General features: G+C 71.7%; 20 protein-coding genes. 13 read left to right on the top strand and 7 right to left on the bottom strand.

Annotated elements, in window-relative coordinates:
* Window positions 1–35 precede the first annotated feature (35 nt).
* The 6 genes from ACIG5F_RS16595 (at window position 36) to ACIG5F_RS16570 (ending at window position 5,678) form a co-directional block, all read left to right on the top strand.
* Window positions 36–716 (top strand): response regulator transcription factor, encoded by a 681-nt coding sequence (locus ACIG5F_RS16595; RefSeq protein WP_211764874.1) that lies wholly within the window; start codon window positions 36–38, stop codon window positions 714–716.
* Window positions 717–801: 85 nt separating this feature from the next.
* Window positions 802–1,788 (top strand): hypothetical protein, encoded by a 987-nt coding sequence (locus ACIG5F_RS16590; RefSeq protein WP_396518559.1) that lies wholly within the window; start codon window positions 802–804, stop codon window positions 1,786–1,788.
* On the top strand, window positions 1,785–3,068 hold the full coding sequence (locus tag ACIG5F_RS16585) for a hypothetical protein (RefSeq protein WP_396518558.1): 1,284 nt from the start codon (window positions 1,785–1,787) through the stop codon (window positions 3,066–3,068). The genes ACIG5F_RS16590 and ACIG5F_RS16585 overlap by 4 nt, the downstream gene beginning before the upstream one ends.
* The gene (locus ACIG5F_RS16580; RefSeq protein ID WP_396518557.1) at window positions 3,069–3,860 is read left to right on the top strand and encodes a sugar phosphate isomerase/epimerase family protein; all 792 of its coding nucleotides are present in this window, start codon (window positions 3,069–3,071) and stop codon (window positions 3,858–3,860) included. It begins immediately after the preceding gene.
* Between the two features lie 49 nt (window positions 3,861–3,909).
* Window positions 3,910–4,836: a proline dehydrogenase family protein gene (locus tag ACIG5F_RS16575; RefSeq protein WP_396518556.1), complete on the top strand. Its 927-nt coding sequence runs from the start codon at window positions 3,910–3,912 to the stop codon at window positions 4,834–4,836.
* The gene (locus ACIG5F_RS16570; RefSeq protein ID WP_396518555.1) at window positions 4,833–5,678 is read left to right on the top strand and encodes a thioesterase family protein; all 846 of its coding nucleotides are present in this window, start codon (window positions 4,833–4,835) and stop codon (window positions 5,676–5,678) included. The genes ACIG5F_RS16575 and ACIG5F_RS16570 overlap by 4 nt, the downstream gene beginning before the upstream one ends.
* A 114-nt stretch (window positions 5,679–5,792) precedes the next feature.
* Here the strand turns inward: ACIG5F_RS16570 and ACIG5F_RS16565 are convergent, their stop codons facing one another.
* The 3 genes from ACIG5F_RS16565 to ACIG5F_RS16555 all read right to left on the bottom strand — a co-directional run bounded on the left by ACIG5F_RS16565 (window position 5,793) and on the right by ACIG5F_RS16555 (window position 7,701).
* Window positions 5,793–5,915 carry a hypothetical protein gene (locus tag ACIG5F_RS16565; protein ID WP_396518554.1) on the bottom strand — a complete coding sequence of 41 codons (123 nt, stop codon included), beginning with the start codon at window positions 5,913–5,915 and terminating at the stop codon, window positions 5,793–5,795.
* A 236-nt stretch (window positions 5,916–6,151) separates the two neighbouring features.
* Window positions 6,152–7,297: an RNA polymerase sigma factor gene (locus ACIG5F_RS16560; RefSeq protein ID WP_396518553.1), complete on the bottom strand. Its 1,146-nt coding sequence runs from the start codon at window positions 7,295–7,297 to the stop codon at window positions 6,152–6,154.
* Window positions 7,294–7,701: a YciI family protein gene (locus ACIG5F_RS16555; protein WP_396518552.1), complete on the bottom strand. Its 408-nt coding sequence runs from the start codon at window positions 7,699–7,701 to the stop codon at window positions 7,294–7,296. Before ACIG5F_RS16555 ends, ACIG5F_RS16560 begins: the two co-directional genes overlap by 4 nt.
* Window positions 7,702–7,812: 111 nt before the next feature.
* Here ACIG5F_RS16555 and proC point away from each other — a divergent pair, with 111 nt between their 5' ends.
* The 6 genes from proC (at window position 7,813) to ACIG5F_RS16525 (ending at window position 12,204) form a co-directional block, all read left to right on the top strand.
* Window positions 7,813–8,622, top strand: a complete 810-nt coding sequence (gene proC / locus ACIG5F_RS16550; RefSeq protein WP_396518551.1) for a pyrroline-5-carboxylate reductase — start codon at window positions 7,813–7,815, stop codon at window positions 8,620–8,622.
* A 280-nt stretch (window positions 8,623–8,902) separates the two neighbouring features.
* A complete protein-coding gene (locus ACIG5F_RS16545; protein WP_396518550.1) occupies window positions 8,903–9,118 on the top strand; it encodes a helix-turn-helix domain-containing protein in 216 nt (71 codons plus the stop codon).
* A gap of 180 nt (window positions 9,119–9,298) precedes the next feature.
* On the top strand, window positions 9,299–9,400 hold the full coding sequence (locus tag ACIG5F_RS16540) for a 30S ribosomal protein bS22 (protein WP_015105422.1): 102 nt from the start codon (window positions 9,299–9,301) through the stop codon (window positions 9,398–9,400).
* Between the two features lie 213 nt (window positions 9,401–9,613).
* Window positions 9,614–10,657, top strand: coding sequence for an NAD-dependent epimerase/dehydratase family protein (locus tag ACIG5F_RS16535; protein WP_396518549.1), 1,044 nt, complete (start codon window positions 9,614–9,616; stop codon window positions 10,655–10,657).
* Between the two features lie 17 nt (window positions 10,658–10,674).
* Window positions 10,675–11,652 carry a lysophospholipid acyltransferase family protein gene (locus ACIG5F_RS16530; protein ID WP_396518548.1) on the top strand — a complete coding sequence of 326 codons (978 nt, stop codon included), beginning with the start codon at window positions 10,675–10,677 and terminating at the stop codon, window positions 11,650–11,652.
* A 63-nt stretch (window positions 11,653–11,715) separates the two neighbouring features.
* Window positions 11,716–12,204, top strand: a complete 489-nt coding sequence (locus ACIG5F_RS16525) for a hypothetical protein (RefSeq protein ID WP_396518547.1) — start codon at window positions 11,716–11,718, stop codon at window positions 12,202–12,204.
* A gap of 351 nt (window positions 12,205–12,555) precedes the next feature.
* On the opposite strand, the gene ACIG5F_RS16520 is transcribed toward ACIG5F_RS16525, so the two are convergent.
* Entirely contained in the window at window positions 12,556–13,515 is a 960-nt protein-coding gene (locus tag ACIG5F_RS16520) for an FAD-dependent oxidoreductase (protein WP_396518546.1), read from the bottom strand.
* 71 nt (window positions 13,516–13,586) lie between these two features.
* Here ACIG5F_RS16520 and ACIG5F_RS16515 point away from each other — a divergent pair, with 71 nt between their 5' ends.
* Window positions 13,587–14,039 (top strand): YbjQ family protein, encoded by a 453-nt coding sequence (locus ACIG5F_RS16515; protein ID WP_396518545.1) that lies wholly within the window; start codon window positions 13,587–13,589, stop codon window positions 14,037–14,039.
* A gap of 439 nt (window positions 14,040–14,478) precedes the next feature.
* Here ACIG5F_RS16515 and ACIG5F_RS16510 read toward each other — a convergent pair whose 3' ends face one another.
* The 3 genes from ACIG5F_RS16510 to ACIG5F_RS16500 form a co-directional block, all read right to left on the bottom strand.
* On the bottom strand, window positions 14,479–15,333 hold the full coding sequence (locus ACIG5F_RS16510; RefSeq protein WP_211772042.1) for an HAD family phosphatase: 855 nt from the start codon (window positions 15,331–15,333) through the stop codon (window positions 14,479–14,481).
* A gap of 98 nt (window positions 15,334–15,431) precedes the next feature.
* Window positions 15,432–16,457 carry a DUF5667 domain-containing protein gene (locus ACIG5F_RS16505; RefSeq protein WP_396518544.1) on the bottom strand — a complete coding sequence of 342 codons (1,026 nt, stop codon included), beginning with the start codon at window positions 16,455–16,457 and terminating at the stop codon, window positions 15,432–15,434.
* Window positions 16,458–16,557: 100 nt separating this feature from the next.
* A complete protein-coding gene (locus ACIG5F_RS16500; RefSeq protein WP_396518543.1) occupies window positions 16,558–17,160 on the bottom strand; it encodes a sigma-70 family RNA polymerase sigma factor in 603 nt (200 codons plus the stop codon).
* Window positions 17,161–17,282 lie beyond the last annotated feature (122 nt).

Genomic DNA, 17,282 nt, shown 5'->3' with positions numbered 1-17,282 from the left:
GTCGCAGACACGCCGAGCGCCAGCGAGGTGGGTCGGTGACGAGGGTGCTGATCGTCGAGGACGAGGAGTCCTTCGCCGACCCGCTGGCCTTCCTGCTGCGCAAGGAGGGCTTCACCGCCGCGCTGGCCGGCACCGGCCAGGAGGCGCTCGAGGAGTTCGACCGCAACGGCGCCGACATCGTGCTGCTCGACCTGATGCTGCCCGGCATGAGCGGCACCGACGTGTGCAAGGCGCTGCGCCAGCGCTCGGCGGTGCCCGTGATCATGGTCACGGCCCGGGACAGCGAGATCGACAAGGTGGTCGGCCTGGAGCTGGGCGCCGACGACTACGTCACCAAGCCGTACTCGGCCCGCGAGCTGATCGCCCGCATCCGCGCCGTGTTGCGCCGCGGCGGCGAGTCCGAGGAGCTGTTGCCGCAGGTCCTGGAGGCCGGGCCGGTCCGCATGGACGTGGAGCGGCACGTGGTCACCGTGGACGGCGGCGAGGTGTCGCTGCCGCTCAAGGAGTTCGACCTGCTGGAGTACCTGCTGCGCAACGTGGGGCGGGTGCTGACCAGGGGCCAGCTCATCGACCGGGTGTGGGGCGCGGACTACGTCGGCGACACGAAGACGCTGGACGTGCACGTCAAGCGGCTGCGGTCCAAGATCGAGCCGGATCCGTCCGCCCCGCAGCACCTGGTGACCGTGCGCGGGCTCGGCTACAAGTTCGAGTCCTGAGCCCGACACGTGCCCCATCCGGTGGAAGCACTTCACCGGATGGGGGATTACGGGATTGTCACGCCCGCCAGGTACGGTGCTCCGCGTGCGCCTAGGGGTGCTTGACGTCGGGTCGAACACTGTCCACCTGTTGGTGGTGGACGCGCATCGTGGTGCCCATCCGACGCCGATGAGCTCGGAGAAGTCGGTGCTGCGACTGGCCGAGCAGCTCACCGGCAACGGCCAGCTGTCCAAGCACGGGTCCGACTCGCTGGTGCGGGCGGTCGCCGACGGCAAGGCCTCGGCCCAGCAGTTCGGCTGCGAGGACCTGATGGCCTTCGCCACCTCGGCGGTGCGCGAGGCGCGCAACTCGGCCGCGGTGCTCGAGCGCGTGCGCAAGGAGACCGGCGTCGAGCTGGACGTGCTCAGCGGCGAGGACGAGGCCCGGTACACCTTTCTCGCGGTGCGCCGCTGGTACGGCTGGTCGGCCGGCCGGCTGCTGAACCTGGACATCGGCGGCGGCTCGCTGGAGATCGCCGTCGGCCGGGACGAGAGCCCGGACCTGGCGTGTTCGATCCCGCTGGGCGCCGGCCGCGTCACCAGGACCCGGTTCAAGCACGACCCGCCGAGCCGGCACGAGCTGCGCGACACCGTGGAGTGGATCGACGAGCAGATCGCGCCGGTGGCCAAGCGGGTGCTGCGGCTGGGCGAGCCGGAACTGGTCGCCGCCACCTCCAAGACGTTCCGCACGCTGGCCCGGCTGACCGGCGCCGCCCCGTCCGGCCAGGGGCCGCGGGTGCGCCGGGTGCTCACCCACACCGGCCTGCGCCAGCTGATCGCGTTCATTTCCCGGATGTCCGCCGCGGACATCGCCGAACTGGAGGGCGTCAGCGCCGGCCGTTCGGCGCAACTGGTCGCCGGCGCACTCGTGGCGGAGGCCACCATGCGAGCGTTGTCACTCACAGAACTCGAGATCTGTCCCTGGGCGCTGCGCGAAGGTGTCATCCTTCGTCGACTGGACCACACGGACGGCGCTGCGCCGCCCGGCGAGACTGGACGGACGGCGCACTTCGGGGCACGGTGGAATCAATGAGTCGAGAAAGCGGTTCCGAGCGCAGTCAGCGCACGGTCGCGGAGTTGCTCGCCCAGTACGGGGCCAACTCCGAGGACAGTGCGCCCAGACGTCGTCGGCGCCGGGCCGACGAGCCGGCCGACACGTCGCCCCAGACGATCATCGACCGGGTGCTGTCGGACAGCGGCAGCATGCGGGCCATCCGGGACGACGCCGAGGAGACCACGGTCGGCGGCCAGCCGCCGGTGCGCCCGCAGCCTCCGACGCCGCAGCCTCCGACGCCGCCGGCCGCGACCTCTCAGCAGCTGCCCAAGCGTCCGGTGCAGCAGCCGCCGCAGGCCGGGCCCCAGGCGGGCCCGCAGCAGCCGCCGCCCGTGCCGCCGGCCGCCCCCCAGCCGCAGGGACCACAGCAACAGCCACCGCCGGTGCCGCCCGTGGCCGCCGCGCAGTCGACCGCCACGGGCATGCGCCCGCCGCCGGTGCGCCCCGGCGGGCCCGCCGCCGGCCGCACGCCGCCGCCCCCGCCGCGCATCGAGTCGTCCCGCACCAACCTGTCGCGGGCGGATCTGCCGCGGCCCACGCAGCAGCAGCCGCAGCCCACCGGCTACTTCCGTCCGGTGCCGCCCGGCACGCCGCCGCCCGTGGACGCCACCGCGGACACCACACACATGCGGCCGATCACCCCGGACACGCCGCCGCCCGGCAACCCGCTGACCAACCGCCTGGCCGGCGCGCCGCCGCAGGAGGGCGTCACCGAGCAGCTGCCGCGCATCCCGGCCGCCGTCGGTGAGAGCACGCAGGCGCACCCGGGTCCGCTGGTCGACGACGATGACGGCTTCGGGGGCCCGCGCACGGCCATGTCGGCGCCGGCCATCGAGAGCACCCAGGCCCATTCCGGCCCGTACGTCGACGATGACGACGACGAGTACGCGTACGACAACAACTTCTCGTACTCGGTGGACCACGACGCGGCGCCCGCCGGCGTCGGCGGCGCGCTCGAGGTCGATGAGGAGGACGCGGCCGAGGAGGTCGAGGGCTCCCCGGGCAAGCAGTGGCTGATGATGATCGCCCAGCTGGCGATCGGCGTCGTCGGCGGCGCCGCGCTCTGGCTGGGCTTCCAGTGGCTGTGGAACGCGCTGCCGGCGGCCGCGCTGGCCGCCGCGGTCGCGGTCATCGTCGCGCTGGTGATCGTCGTGCGGCGCATCCGCAAGGCCGACGACCTGCAGACCATGGTGCTCGCCGTGCTCGTCGGCCTGATCGTGACGGTGTCGCCTGCCGCGCTGCGGCTGATCGGGCACTAGTTGTCCACTCGACGCATCCCGGTCGGGTTGTCCACGGCCTCGGTGTACCCGGAACCCGTCGGCACGGCCTTCGAGCTGGCCGGCGAGCTCGGCTACGACGGCGTCGAGGTCATGGTCTGGGCCGACCCGGTCAGCCAGGACATGGACGCCCTGCTCGACCTGTCCGACCGGCACGGCGTGCCGGTGCTGGCCGTGCACGCGCCGTGCCTGCTGATCAGCCAGCGGGTGTGGTCGCCCGACCCGGTGATCCGCCTGCGCCGCGCCGTGACCGCCGCGCAGGTGCTGGACGCCCCGACCGTCGTGGTGCACCCGCCGTTCCGCTGGCAGCGCCGCTACGCCGAGCGCTTCACCGACCTCGTGGCCGAGCTGGACGCGGCCAGCGGCGTGGCGATCGCCGTGGAGAACATGTTTCCGGTGCGGCTGCGCGGCACCGAACTGTCGGCGTTCAAGCCGTCCGTGGACCCGACCGACGTCGGGCACTCCCACTACACGCTGGACCTGTCGCACACCGCCGCCGCGCAGATGGATCCGTTCGAGATGGCGCAGCGCATGGGCAAGGGGCTCACGCACATCCACCTGGCCGACGGCAGCGGCGCCGCGCGCGACGAACACCTCGTCCCCGGTCGGGGGACGCAGCCCTGCGCGAGGTTCTGCGAACAGCTCGCCGCCTCCGACTTCGCCGGGCAGGTCGTGCTCGAGGTGAACACCCGCCGTGCTCGTGGTCCGGGCGAGCGCGCGGCCGAACTGGCCGAGGCTCTGCTGTTCGCGCGGCTCAACCTTGGACAGAACTGATCGGTAACTTCGGTAACCGTGATCGTCCGCTGGGACGTAGAGTCACGCCGTGCATCCCCTGCGAACCCTGATCCTCGCGGCCGGCGCGAACGACGCCGTCCGCAGGCTCGTGGCGACCGCGCCGGTGAGCCGGGACGTGGTGCGCCGGTTCGTCGCGGGTGAGAGCACCGACGACGTCGTCGCCGTCACCTCCCGACTGGTGGGCGACGGGCTGTCCGTCTCGCTGGACTACCTGGGCGAGGACACCACCGACGAGCTGATCGCCGAGCAGACCGTGCAGGCCTACCTGCGCCTGCTCGACCGTCTGCACGCCGAGGGGCTGGCCGCGCACGCCGAAGCAAGTGTGAAGCTCTCCGCCATTGGTCAAGCACTCGACGAGCGCCTCGCACTCGACAACGCGTCGCGCATCGCCGCGGCGGCGGAGCAGTGCGGCACCACGATCACGTTGGACATGGAGGACCACACCACCACCGACTCCACGCTGCGGGTGCTCGCCGAACTGCGGCGGACCTGGCCGTGGGTCGGCGCCGTGCTCCAGGCCTACCTTCGCCGAACCCTCGACGACTGCGTGGCGCTGGCCGGCAGCGGGTCCCGGGTTCGGCTGTGCAAAGGGGCATACGCGGAGCCGTCGTCGGTGGCGTTCGCGTACCCGCACGAGGTCGATCTCAGCTACGTGCGCTGCGTGAACGCGCTGCTGGCCGGCCGCGGATACCCCATGTTCGCGACCCACGATCCGAGACTTGTGGCCGTGATCGCCGAACGCGCGCTGTGGTACGGCCGTAAACCAGGTAGCTACGAATATCAGATGCTGTACGGAATCCGACCCGACGAGCAGCTACGGCTCGTCAACTCAGGTGAGGCGGTGCGTGTCTACGTGCCCTACGGCGAACAGTGGTATGGCTACCTGATGCGGCGGCTGGCCGAACGCCCCGCGAACACGGCGTTCTTCCTCCGGTCCCTGGCCGGGCGGTCATGAGCGCCGGCCAGGCGGCGGCGATCCGGCTGTTCTCGGCCGCGTCCGCCGTGCGCCCGCTCGGCGACGGCACCGCCATCGCGGACCTGCCGTCCGACTGGACGGTCGGCACCAAACCCCACGGCGGCTTCCTGCTCGCGCTGCTGGCCAGAGCGGCCGTGCAGGTGCTCGAAGGCTCCGGCAGCGAACTGCTCGACCCGCTCGCCGTCAGCGCCCAGTTCCTGCGCGCGCCCTCGGTCGGGCCGGTCATGCTCAAGACCGAGGTCCGCAAGACCGGGCGCACCGTCGTGGTCGTTCGCGTCAGCCTCGAACAGCGGGGCTCGGCCTGCGTCGAGGCCATGGTCACCGTCGGCCGGCTGCCCGAGGAGCGGCCCGCCTGGCGCGACCTGCCCGAGCTGCCCGTGCTGCCGCCGGCCAACGCCATCGACCTCGGCTCCCTGCCCAACGCCGTCGGCGTGTTCAAGCTCGCCCGCGCCTGCGAGGTCCTCGTCGACCCCCAGGGCGCCGGCTTCCTCGAACGCCGCACCGGCGACCCCCTGCGCCTGCGCATGTGGGTCCGCCCCCGCGGCGGCGAGCAGCCCGACCCCTTCTTCGCCCTGGTCGCCGGTGACATCGCCATGCCCCTGACCTTCAACCTCGGCCGCTTCGGCTGGTCCCCCACCGTCCAGCTCACCGGCCTCGTCCGGGCCCGCCCCGAGCCCGGCTGGCTCCGCGCCCAGGTCGAGTCCCGCGCCGTGCACGGCCAGTGGTTCGACCAGGACGCCACCATCCTCGACGCCTCCGGCCGCCTCGTCTGCCAGGCCCGCCAGCTGGCCCTGAGCCCCCAGGAGACCAACAGCAGCTGAAGCAGTGCACTGCTACAGCTGGTACAGTCGCAAGTGATGCTGAGCGGTCTGCGGACGCGCTCGGAAGTGAGCCCGGGATCGTGCCCGCGTTGTCGTGGGACCCCGGGCTTCGCGCTATCTGGAGCATCTGAGCACGTCGATCGCGTGCGCCCGGTTCAGGATCTCCCACGCGGTCGGATCGTCGTGCAGCTCGGCGCAGACGTAGGCTCCGATCACGAAATCGGCGATCCAGGTCAACGGCGCCGCTGCTTTCGACGCGTGGTTCAGCCGTAGCCCACGGGTGATCTGATGGGAGCGCCGGAGCCGGTCCACGGTCCTGCGGTCATGCTTGTCGCCGCAGCCGCCCGCCGCCTTCGTCCAGGTGTGCGAAGAACTCCACTGGCCCTTTCCTTTGTGTCGGGAAAGGACAGAGTAAGTCGGCTAACCGATCGGGTGATGAGACGGCCCGGCTGAGCGCGGACCTGCTGTCGTGGTCACGGTGCCAACAGGTGCCGCACGCGGGCGGCCTCCCGGGTGAGGTGGTCGCGTTCCGGCACGCTGGTGGCGGCGCGGGCGGCGTCGGCGTAGAGGTCGGCGGCTTGCTTCAGGTCGCCGGCGCGTTCGTGGAGGTAGGCGGTGACGGCGGCGTAGCGGGGCAGGCCGGGGTCGAGGTCGGTCAGGGCCGCCAGCCCGGCCTGGGGACCGTCGGCCTCACCGACGGCCACGGCGCGGTTGAGCCGCACCACGGGGCTGTCGGTGATGAGCAGGAGCTCGTCGTACCACTCGACGATCTGCACCCAGTCGGTCTCGCCGGTGCTGGGGGCGTCGGCGTGCAGGGCGGCGATCGCGGCCTGGGCCTGGTACTCGCCGAGACGGTCGCGGGCCAGCGCGGCCTGCAGGATCGCGACTCCTTCGGCGATGACGGCGGTGTCCCAGCGCGAGCGGTCCTGCTCGGCCAGCGGGATCAGGCGGCCGCCGGGCCCGGTGCGAGACGCGCGGCGGGCGTGGTGCAGCAGCATGAGCGCGAGCAGGCCGGCGACCTCGGGCTCGTCGGTCAGGGCGGCGAGCTGGCGGGTCAGGCGGATCGCCTCGGCGGCCAGGTCCACGTCACCGCCGTAGCCCTCGTTGAAGACGAGATAGAGCACCCGCAGCACGGTGCCGAGGTCGCCGGGCTGGTCCAGCCGCTGCCCCTCGATCTTCTTCTTGGCCCGGCTGATGCGCTGCGCCATGGTCGCCTCGGGCACGAGGTACGCGCTGGCGATCTGCCGCGTGGTCAGACCGCCCACGGCGCGCAGCGTCAGGGCGACGGCCGCGGCCGGGGGCAAGGTCGGGTGGGAGCACAGGAAGTAGAGCCGGAGCGTGTCGTCCTCGGCCGGCGCCGGGCCGGCCGCCGGCTCGACGTCGACGGCCTGCTCCCGCTCCCGGCGGGCGGAGGCCGACCGCACGGCGTCGAGGAACTTCCGCCACGCGGCCGCGACGAGCCAGGCCTTCGGATCCCGCGGCGGATCGTCGGGCCAGGTCTCCAACGCCCTGATCAGGGCCTCCTGCACGGCGTCCTCGGCCGACGCGAAATCCGCCCCGCGCCGGACGAGGACGCCGATCACCGCGGGCACGAGCTCCCGCAGCAGCGACTCGTTCACTCGGTCACCGTGGTCGGCTCGCCCAGGAACGGCCGGACCTCCAGCCACTCGTTGATCGGCTCCCCGTTGGGGCCGGGCGCGGCCGACAGCTCCGCGGCCAGCTCCGCCGCCCGGTCCCACGACTCCACGTCGATGATCATCCAGCCGGCGATGAGGTCCTTGGTCTCGGCGAACGGCCCGTCGGTCACCGCCGGCTGCCCCTCGCCGCCGTGCCGCACCCACGAACCCTCCGGCGCCAGCGCCTGCCCGTCCACGTACTCGCCGGTCTTCTCCAGCTTCGCGGCGAAGTCCCGCATGTACTGGATGTGCGCGTCCACCTCGGCCGGCGTCCACTGGTCCATCGGCGCGCAGTCGAAGGTCGGCATCGTGGCGCTGCGGTAGTGCTTGAGCAGCAGGTACTTCATGGCGGTTCTCCTTCGTTCGGTCCGTCCTGTGCCCCTGGGACGGAGCCGACGGGCCGTTCTCGACAACCGGGGCGAGGAAATTTTCGTGGCGCGTGCTGGCAGGCTGTCAGCATGACGACGATCGCGGTACTGGGGGCAGGCAAGATCGGTGAGGCGCTGCTGTCCGGGCTGCTCGACGCCGGCTGGGCGCCGGGCGACCTGATGTTCACGGAGCGCTACGAGCAGCGCTGCCGGGAGCTGACGCAGCGGTACGGCGTGCGGGCGGTCCAGGTGGCCGAGGCGGCCGAGGGGGCCGATGTGCTGGTGGTGGCGGTCAAGCCGCAGGACATCGACCCGCTGCTGACCGAGCTGAGCCCGCTGCTCAAGCCGGAGGCCCTGATCGTCTCGCTGTGCGCGGGCCTGCCGACCGCCCTCTACGAACGCGAGCTGCCGGCCGGCACGGCCGTGGTGCGGGTGATGCCCAACACCCCGATGCTGGTCGGCCAGGCGATGAGCGCGATCTCCGCCGGCGCCCACGCCACGCCGGAGCACATGGACCTGGTGGAGAAGCTGCTCGGCAGCGTGGGCAAGGTGCTGCGGGTGCCGGAGTCGCAGCAGGATGCCGTCACGGCGCTGTCCGGCTCCGGGCCTGCGTACTTCTTCTTCCTGGTCGAGGCCATGATCGACGCCGGCATCCTGCTCGGCCTGCCCCGGGCCACGGCGGCGCAGCTGATCATCCAGTCGGCCGTCGGCGCGGCCACCATGCTGGCCGACTCCGGCGAGCACCCGGTGACGCTGCGTGAGGCCGTCACCTCCCCGGCCGGCACCACGATCATGGCGATCCGCGAACTGGAGAAGCACGGCGTGCGGGCCGCCCTGCTGGCCGCCATCGAGGCCGCCCGGGACCGGTCGGCCGAGCTCGGACGGGCCCACGACGCCTGACCAGCGGCCGGCCCGCGGCGCCACGCCGCCCGGTTCGCCGAGCTCAGGGCGCCCTGTGGGGTCGATCCGATCGGTGAGCGACCGCGTCGACCGGCCGAATGGTCGAACCGGGGCGGCGGCGTGGTGCCTTCGGGTGGATCCCGCCACCACTGGGCGCACAGGCCGGCTCGGACGTCGCAGCAGCCCCATGCGTCCCGCTACGCTCGGGTGAGCACGTGCGTGTCGATACCGCCGGTGGGGAAGCCGACGGCGCGACACGTGTTTAAGGACGCGGTGACGTATGCCGGCGCAGCAGAAGGAGACACATCCCGGACTCGCACAGGTCCAGTTCCTGACCATCGCCGAGGTGGCGAAGGTGATGCGGGTCTCGAAGATGACCGTGTACCGCCTCGTGCACTCGGGCGAACTGCCTGCCGTGAGGGTGGGCAAGTCGTTCCGGGTGACCGAGAACGCGGTGCAGGACTACCTGGAGAACGCGTACTACGACGCGGGATGACACGGCCGATCGAGCGCCCGGCTGGTACCTGTGCCAGCCGGGCTCGGCCATGCGGGTAAAGTGATAGGTCGTTCGTGCTCGGTGCCATGGCCGCGTCCCCTCGCGGCGGCAGGGGCTCGGCAGCCCTGCGCAGCACGAGGGCACACCAACGACCACACCGTCTACACCTAAGGATCCCGTATGGGCTCGGTCATCAAGAAGCGCCGCAAGCGCATGTCGAAGAAGAAGCACCGCAAGTTGCTCCGCAAGACCCGGGTGCAGCGACGCAAGCGCGGCAAGTGAGGCGCTCGGCCTGAAGCCCGTACGGCACCCGCCCGGTCGCCTCGCGATCGCGCGGGTGCCGTCGTGCGTTACGGGTGCGCCGCCAGATCCCGCCGATCGGGTGAGGCCGCTGTAAAACCCACGTGACCTGCGTCAATGCGGCGTGCCTGGCCCCTGTCGCGGGCCGTCACGACGAGTAGCATCGCTCGCGTCGCCGCCTTTGCAGGGAGTCGCATGGCGCCCAATGTCGTCCTTGTCACCGGAGTGAGCCGCTTCCTCGGCGGCCATCTCGCCGCGCGCCTGGCCGCCGACCCTTCGATCGAACGGGTGCTCGGCGTGGACACCGTGCCGCCGCCGCGCGACCTGCTCCGGCGGATGGGCCGGGCCGAGTTCGTCCGGGCCGACATCCGCAACCCGCTGATCACCAAGGTGATCGCGAGCGCCAAGGTGGACACCGTGGTGCACGCCTCCGTCACCGCCAACCCGGCCGGACCCACCGGCCGCACGGCGATGAAGGAGATGAACGTCATCGGCACCATGCAGCTGCTGGCCGCCTGCCAGCGGTCCGCCGTGGTGCGCAGGCTGGTGGTGAAGTCCACCAGCGCCGTGTACGGGGCCAGCTCGCGGGACCCGGCCATGTTCACCGAGGACATGGCGCCCAAGGAGCTGCCCTCCAGCGGCTACGCCAAGGACGCCGTCGAGGTCGAGGGCTACGTCCGCGGCTTCTCGCGACGCCGGCCCGACGTCGCGGTGACCACGCTCCGTTTCACCAACTTCATCGGCCCGCGCATCGACACCGTGCTGACCAGGTATTTCGCCCTGCCAGTGGTGCCGACCGTGCTCGGCTACGACGCCCGGATGCAGCTGCTGCACTCCGAGGACGCGCTGGCCGTGATGGAGCGGGCCACGCTGCACGACCTGCCCGGCGTGTTCAACGTCGGCGGCGACGGCGTGCTCATGCTGTCGCAGGCGATCCGGCGGGCCGGCCGGGTCGCGCTGCCCGTGCCGAGCGTGGCCGTGCCCACCGTGGGGCGGCTGGTGCGCAGCGCTCGTCTGGTCGACTTCTCGCCCGACCAGATGCGGTTCCTGAACTTCGGCCGCGTCGTGGACACCACGCTGCTCCAGCGCGACTTCGGGTTCACCCCGCGGTGGACCACCACGCAGGCGTTCGACGACTACGTCAGTGGGCGGGCGCTGCGCCCGACCATCGACGTGGACACCCTGGAGGCGGCGGAGCGGGGCATTCTCGGTCTCGCCGCCCGGATTCCGATCAGGTGAGTGAGGAGGTGGAACCCATGCCCGACGCACGCGTGATCCCGTTGCACGGCGCCGACCGACCAGCGCCCAGAACCGCGCCGCCGTCCCGCCCCCGGATGGAGCAGGTGCCGCCACCCGCGGACACGGCCGAGCCGTCGGCCGTCCCGGAATCCCCGCAGTGGGAGCGCCGGCTGGCCGACGCCCTGGCGTTCCTGCGTCGCCGCATCACCGGCGACTACCAGGTCGACGAGTTCGGCTTCGACAAGGAACTCACCGACAACGTGATGATGCCGCTGCTGCGGCCGCTGTACGAGAAGTGGTTCCGGGTGGAGACCATCGGCCTGCACAACGTGCCGTCCGACAGCGGCGCGCTGCTGGTCGCGAACCACTCGGGCACGCTGCCGATGGATTCGGTGATGACCGCCGTCGCGGTGCACGAGCACCACCCGGCCAACCGTCACCTGCGCATGCTCGGCGCCGATCTCGTGTTCCGCACGCCGATGCTCAGCTCCATCGCCCGCAAGACCGGGCAGACCCTGGCCTGCAACCCCGACGCCGAGCGGCTGCTGCGCGGCGGCGAGCTGGTCGGTGTGTGGCCGGAGGGCTTCAAGGGCGTCGGCAAGCCGTACAAGGACCGGTACAAGCTGCAGCGGTTCGGCCGCGGCGGCTTCGTGTCGGCGGCGCTGCGCACCCGGACGCCGATCATCCCGGTGTCGATCGTGGGGGCCGAGGAGATCTACCCCAAGATCGGCGAGATCAAGCTGATCGCCCGGCTGTTCGGGCTGCCGTACTTCCCGGTCACCCCGACCTGGCCGCTGCTCGGGCCGCTGGGGGCGGTGCCGCTGCCGTCCAAGTGGTACATCGAGTTCGGCGAGCCGATCCGGACCGACCAGTACGAGCCCGGGGCTGCCGAGGACCCGATGCTGGTGTTCAACCTCACCGACCAGGTGCGGGAGACCATTCAGCAGACCCTCTACCGGCTGCTCACCCAGCGTCGCAACGTCTGGCTCGGCTGACTCGCCTCACCCGAACGTGGGCTCTGACCTGCGTCGACGAGTCGCGGTGCTTACCGTGGTCGGATGGCGCTGTGGTCACGCAGATCCGCATTGCTCGCGGCGCCGGCGATGGCCGCCGGCGGGCTGGTCGTCGTCGGCGCCTCCCCCGCGTCGGCGACGACGGCGGACACCGTCACCTTCGTCGCCTCCCGGGCCACCAGCTCATCCCTTGACAACGCCGTCGTCGGCACCACCTTCGCCGCGCTGCTCACCCTGTTCGACTCCACCTCGGCCGCCGCCGGCGACGGCTCCATGATCGGCACCGTGGTCAACCTGACCGTGGACAACCCGGCCAAGCTCATCGTCCAGATGAAGCTGGTGCTGCGCCTCTCCGCGGCCGCCAAGGGCGAGCTGCATCTCAGCTCCATGCACGCCATGGTCGTGCCGTCCCCGGTGCAGAACCCCCTCGCCATCGTCGGCGGCACCGGCCAGTACGCCACCGCCCGCGGCGACGGCACGATCACCTACCCGACCCCCGACCGCATCAACCTCACCCTCAACATCAACACCTGAGCTCCGCCCCTCGCCCCCCGACGAGTGCCCTCGCGCCCGCCGACCGCGTCCGCACCCGACCAGCGCGCCCGCGCCCGCGAAATGCCGCGCCCCACGTGCAGCGCTTCACCCTTCGAGCAATGCTTCACCGTTCGAGCATTGCCGCCGCCCTGGAGCAATGCGCAAGCTTTGGAGCAATGCGCACGCACTGGAGCAGCGCGCGAGCACTGGAGCAATGCGCACGTGTTGGAGCGGCGCGTACGCGCTGGAGCATTGCGCGAGCTTTGGAGCATTGCGCGCGCGTTCGAGCAATGCTGTGGCGGTGGAGCAATGCGGCGGTGTTCGAGGGGCGCCGGGGATTTCGAGCGGAGCTCAGATCAGGTCGGCGGCCAGCTCAGCGGTCTCGCGGGCGCAGCCCCAGGAGAGGGTGACGCCGAGGCTGCCGTGGCCGTAGCAATGGACGATGGGGCGGCCGGCGACTTCGCGGGCTTCGAGACGGATGGGGGTGCGTTCGGGACGTAGGCCGACGCGGTGTTCGAGGATGGGCGCGCCGGCGAGGAGGGGTTCGACGGCGGCGCAGCGGTCGAGGATGCCTTCGGCGATGGCGGCGTCGGGTTCGAGACGCCAGTCGCCGACCACGGACACGCCGCCGAGCACGACCTGGTCGCCGTGGGGGAAGTAGCTGGTGGACTCCGCCTCGTTGGTGATCTCGACGAAGAACTCCTCGACACCGGGATTGGCCACGACGACGAGCTGGCCACGGGAGGCCCGCACGGTGAGGTCCGGCACGAGGCGGCGGGCGCCCATGCCGCTGCAGTTGACCAGCACGGGGGCCTCGTCGACGGTCTCGCTGAGGCGGGAGACGCTCCTGATGTCCAGGCGACCGCCGGCCGCGGTCAGGCGGCCGGTGAGGTAGCCGAGGTAGCGGGGCATGTCGACCAGCGGCACGCGGCCCCACTGACCGCTGGCGAAGCCGGGTGGCAGTTCGGCGCGGCCGCAGTTGACCAGGCCGGGGACCATGGTCACCTGGGGCGGCAGGTCGTTGAGGGGCAACGGGGTGCGGCTGGCCATCCGGCCCCGGGTGAGGCGGACGCCGGTGGCGGGGTCGCGGGCCAGGGCGGTGAACTCGTCGAGGCTCCGACGGCTCCAGCGCAGCACCTGCTCGGCGGGTTCGGCGAAGGCCGGGCCCCACATCGCGCCGGCCATCGCGGAGGTGGTCTGCCGCGGCAGGTCGGTGCTCATCACCCTGGTCCGCACGCCGGCTTCCGCCAGGCACACCGCGGTGGTCAGGCCGATCACGCCGGCCCCGATGACGAGCACGTCGTCACTCACGTTCGTCACGGTAGGGCATCGGGCACGGATTACCGAGTCCGAAAGGGACGGTGCGGCTACGATTCGCGGACATGTCCCAGCCAAGCGCACCCCCGCAGTTCCCCATCCTGATCTCGACCATGAACGACGTCCCCGGCTGCCGGGTCACGCACGTGTTCGGCGAGGTCTTCGGCCTGACCGTGCGCAGCCGCGCGATCGGCGTGAACTTCATGGCCGGCCTCAAGTCCCTGGGCGGCGGCGAGGTGACCCAGTACACCCAGATGCTCACCGACTCCCGCAACGAGGCGATCGGCCGGCTCTGCCAGATGGCCATGGGCTACGGCGCGAACGCCGTGCTGGCCATGCGCTTCGACTGCAACGAGATCGCGCAGACGATGAGCGAGGTCGCGGCCTACGGCACGGCCGTCTTCATCGTGCCGAACGACCAGCCGGCCCAGCAGCACGCGGCGCAGGCCCATCAGCCCCCTGCCCAGCAGCAGCAGTACGCCCCGCAGCAGCAGAGCCAACAGCAGCCGCAGCGCTGACGACCCCAACCGCCACCTGGTGAACGGACCATTCCTCGACGGAGTGGTCCGTTTTGCGTTGGACCGAGCGGGGCGGAGGTAAGGCAGCAGGTCGGGTAGGACGGGCCGACGGCAGGGGCTGAAGCCGGCGAGTCCGGAGGCGGCGCCTGGGGAGCAAGGGCTCGAAGAAGCAACGCCAGCGGGAGGGCCGGAAGCGGTGGAGCCGCGTACGGAGAGGCCGCGGAAGGGATCGGGCCGGAGAGATCGGGCTGGAGAGATCGGGCTGGAGAGATCGGGCTGAAGGGATCGGGCTGAAGGGATCGGGCTGAAGGGATCGGGCTGAAGGGATCGGGCTGGAGAGATCGGGCTGGGGCCGAAGGGAGAGGACCGGCAGGAGAGCGGAGCTGGTAAGGCCGAAGGCGGCGGGCAGGGACCCGGGAAGGCGGGGCCTTTCCAGGTGTCAGGAGGAGCGGCGGCGGTAGGCGATGCCGGCGGCGACGGCTCCGGCTAGGGCGCCGGCGCCGAGGACGGTGGGGACGCCGATGCGGGCGGCCTTGCGGCCGGTGCGGAAGTCGCGGATCTCCCAGCCGCGGCGACGGGCGAGGTCGCGGAGGGCAGGGTCGGGGTTGACGGCCACGGCGGTGCCGGCGGTGGAGAGCATGGGCACGTCGTTGATGGAGTCCGAGTAGGCCGTGCAGCGGCGGAGGTCGAGGCCTTCACGGGCGGCGAGGGCGCGGACGGCGTGGGCCTTGGCCTTGCCATGGAGCAGATCGCCGACGAGGCGGCCGGTGTAGACGCCGTCCTTGGACTCGGCGACGGTGCCGAGGGCGCCGGTCAGGCCGAGGCGGCGGGCGATGATGGAGGCGAGCTCGACGGGGGTGGCGGTGACGAGCCAGACCCGCTGCCCGGCGTCCTGGTGCATCTGGGCCAGGGCCCGGGTGCCGGACCAGATCTTGGCGGCCATCAGCTCGTCGTAGATCTCCTCGCCGAGGTCGACGAGCTCCTGCACGGACCGCCCGGCGACGAAGCCGAGGGCCTGTTCGCGGCTGGCCCGCACGCTCTCGGGGTTCTCCTTGCCCCCGAGCCGGAAGCGGAGCTGCTTCCAGGCGAAGCCGGCCAGGTCGGCGGTGGTGAAGTACTTCCGGCTGGCCAGGCCGCGGGCGAAGTGGAAGATCGACGCGCCCATCATCATCGTGTTGTCGACGTCGAAGAACGCGGCGGCGGTCAGGTCCGGCGGCACGGCGAGGGCGGCCTCGAGGTCGGCGGCGGCCGCCACGGCCGCGTCCGCCGACGCCTCGCCGGCCAGCTCGGCCATCCGGTCGAGTTCCGCGTGCTCCGCCCCGTCACGCCAGCGTGGCACCGCCGCGCCTCCCGATCCGCTCCAGCCCGGTCCTCATCGTGCAAGCGTAGCGATCAGCCACCAAGGACAATGCTAGGCAGTCCGGGCAGCAGCGGCGGCAGGCTGCCGAGCGGCACGGGCAGCGGCACGGTGACGCCGGCGGGCCGATCGCTGGTGGTGGTGGGCGACGACCCCTTGGAGCCGGTGGTGGCGGGCGGGGCGGCGGTCGGCGTGGTGAACGTGACGGTCGGCGTGCTGGTGGTGGGCGTCATCGCACCGCCACCGTTCGCGCCGCCGTTGGGTGCGGAGCCGTTGGAGCGTTGCGTCGGCGTTGGAGCAGTGCTGAAGCTTTGCTCGACGGGCGGACGCGTGGCGCAGGGCCCGGTCGCCGGCAGGGCGCCGACGTCGTCGGTGGTGCCGGCGGTGATCGTGTAGCAGTTGAGCCGTGAGATCAGGGCGTTGGCCCGGTCGGTGATGGCGGTGAGCAGTTCGGCGCTGGTGTCGGCCCGCGCGGGCAGCGACGGGCGCAGTGCCTTGAGCCGCTGGGCCTGGGATTTGGCCCAGTCCCGCAGGTAGGTCAGGCCGGAGCCGTCGCCGTTGGTGCTGAGCACGGTGAGCAGCCGCGAGCCGGCGGCGGCGTCGGCGTCGAAGTCGGTGAGCGCGGTGAGGTAGGAGCCGATCGGCGTGTTGCCGCGGGCCGCCATGCCGTCCATCTCGTCGATGCGGGCGGTGGCGAAGTCGAGGTGCTTGCGGGCCTTGGCGGCGTCGTCGAAGGCGAGGCCGAAGGAGGCGGATTCGGCGGTCCGCTTGATCGCGTAGAGCGGGTCGCCGGGCAGGGCGTCCCGGCTGAGCAGCAGGCTCATCGCGCCGAGGCTGAGGATCAGGCACAGGGCGGCGGCCAGGGCCACCATGAGGCGGCCGGGTGCGGTGGACCGGCCGGCTAAGTTCCGGACCGGGCCGCCCGGGCCAGGGGGCGCCTCGAAGTCCATGGCTTCGAACTCGGCGAGCACCCGCAGCCGCATGCGTTCCCGCTCACGGGGGGTCGGCCCCACCGCGTCGGCCGAGCGCCGCAGCAGATCCGCGACGCGTTCGTGCTCCATCCGGGTCTCCACCTCACCACCTGTCCGTTCCCATTCCAGGAAACGACGGCGGCACTGCATCGGTTACGCGTAAGAGCATTGCGTCAGCGATCGAGCACAGCTAGCGCAGTTCGGCCGGCAGCAGTTGGGCCAGCCGGCGTACGGCGCGATGCTGCAAAGCCTTGATCGCGCCCTCGTTCCGGCCCATCTGCTGCGCCGTCTCGGCCACCGACAGACCGTGCAGGAAGCGCAACACGATGCACTCCCGTTGGTCGTCGTTGAGCTCGCTCACGCAGCGCAACAACTCATGGCTGGTCGCCTCGTCCAGCACCGCCTGTTCGGGACCGGCCGTGACCTGGCGATTGTCGTCCAACTCGGCGGTGGTGACCTCCAGCCGGTACCGGCTCGACTTCACGTGGTCGAGCACGAGGTTGCGGGCGATGGTGACGAACCAGGCACCGACGTCACGCCCCTGGTAACTGACCGTGGTGATCCGGCGCAGCGCCCGCAGGAAGGTCTCGGACGTCACGTCCTCGGCCAGCGAGCGGTCGCCGACGCGGAACAGCACATACCGGAACACCTGGTCGACGTACCGGTCGTAGAGCAGGCCGAACGCCTCGATGTCGCCGCTCTGCGCCTTGTCCACGAGCTGCCACGCCTCGGCGTGCTCGTCGGGCGGCGGGGTGGGGCCACTGGGCTGTTTGGAGCGGGCAGGGCTGCTCATAGGTCCAGCAGCACCTCCCTTGGTCGGCGTAGCGGCAGCATACGTGTTGTTACTTGCAAGTAGGTAGCGCTCACGGGCGGACCTTGGTGAGACGGAGACACCAGGTCCTGCGTGACGCCGGA

Origin of the sequence: Kutzneria sp. NPDC052558, from assembly GCF_044547355.1 — a bacterium.
GTDB lineage: Bacteria > Actinomycetota > Actinomycetes > Mycobacteriales > Pseudonocardiaceae > Kutzneria.
Note: the sequence above shows the minus strand (reverse complement) of the source record. Positions and strands in the feature narration are given on the sequence as shown.

Coding starts and splice junctions, on each gene's coding strand:
- ACIG5F_RS16585 (WP_396518558.1), top strand. CDS start 1,785: ATGAGTCGAGAAAGCGGTTCCGAGCGCAGTCAGCGCACGGTCGCGGAG.
- ACIG5F_RS16570 (WP_396518555.1), top strand. CDS start 4,833: ATGAGCGCCGGCCAGGCGGCGGCGATCCGGCTGTTCTCGGCCGCGTCC.
- ACIG5F_RS16555 (WP_396518552.1), bottom strand. CDS start 7,701: ATGAAGTACCTGCTGCTCAAGCACTACCGCAGCGCCACGATGCCGACC.
- proC (WP_396518551.1), top strand. CDS start 7,813: ATGACGACGATCGCGGTACTGGGGGCAGGCAAGATCGGTGAGGCGCTG.
- ACIG5F_RS16545 (WP_396518550.1), top strand. CDS start 8,903: ATGCCGGCGCAGCAGAAGGAGACACATCCCGGACTCGCACAGGTCCAG.
- ACIG5F_RS16540 (WP_015105422.1), top strand. CDS start 9,299: ATGGGCTCGGTCATCAAGAAGCGCCGCAAGCGCATGTCGAAGAAGAAG.
- ACIG5F_RS16535 (WP_396518549.1), top strand. CDS start 9,614: ATGGCGCCCAATGTCGTCCTTGTCACCGGAGTGAGCCGCTTCCTCGGC.
- ACIG5F_RS16530 (WP_396518548.1), top strand. CDS start 10,675: ATGCCCGACGCACGCGTGATCCCGTTGCACGGCGCCGACCGACCAGCG.
- ACIG5F_RS16525 (WP_396518547.1), top strand. CDS start 11,716: ATGGCGCTGTGGTCACGCAGATCCGCATTGCTCGCGGCGCCGGCGATG.
- ACIG5F_RS16515 (WP_396518545.1), top strand. CDS start 13,587: ATGTCCCAGCCAAGCGCACCCCCGCAGTTCCCCATCCTGATCTCGACC.
- ACIG5F_RS16510 (WP_211772042.1), bottom strand. CDS start 15,333: ATGGCCGAGCTGGCCGGCGAGGCGTCGGCGGACGCGGCCGTGGCGGCC.
- ACIG5F_RS16505 (WP_396518544.1), bottom strand. CDS start 16,457: ATGGAGCACGAACGCGTCGCGGATCTGCTGCGGCGCTCGGCCGACGCG.
- ACIG5F_RS16500 (WP_396518543.1), bottom strand. CDS start 17,160: ATGAGCAGCCCTGCCCGCTCCAAACAGCCCAGTGGCCCCACCCCGCCG.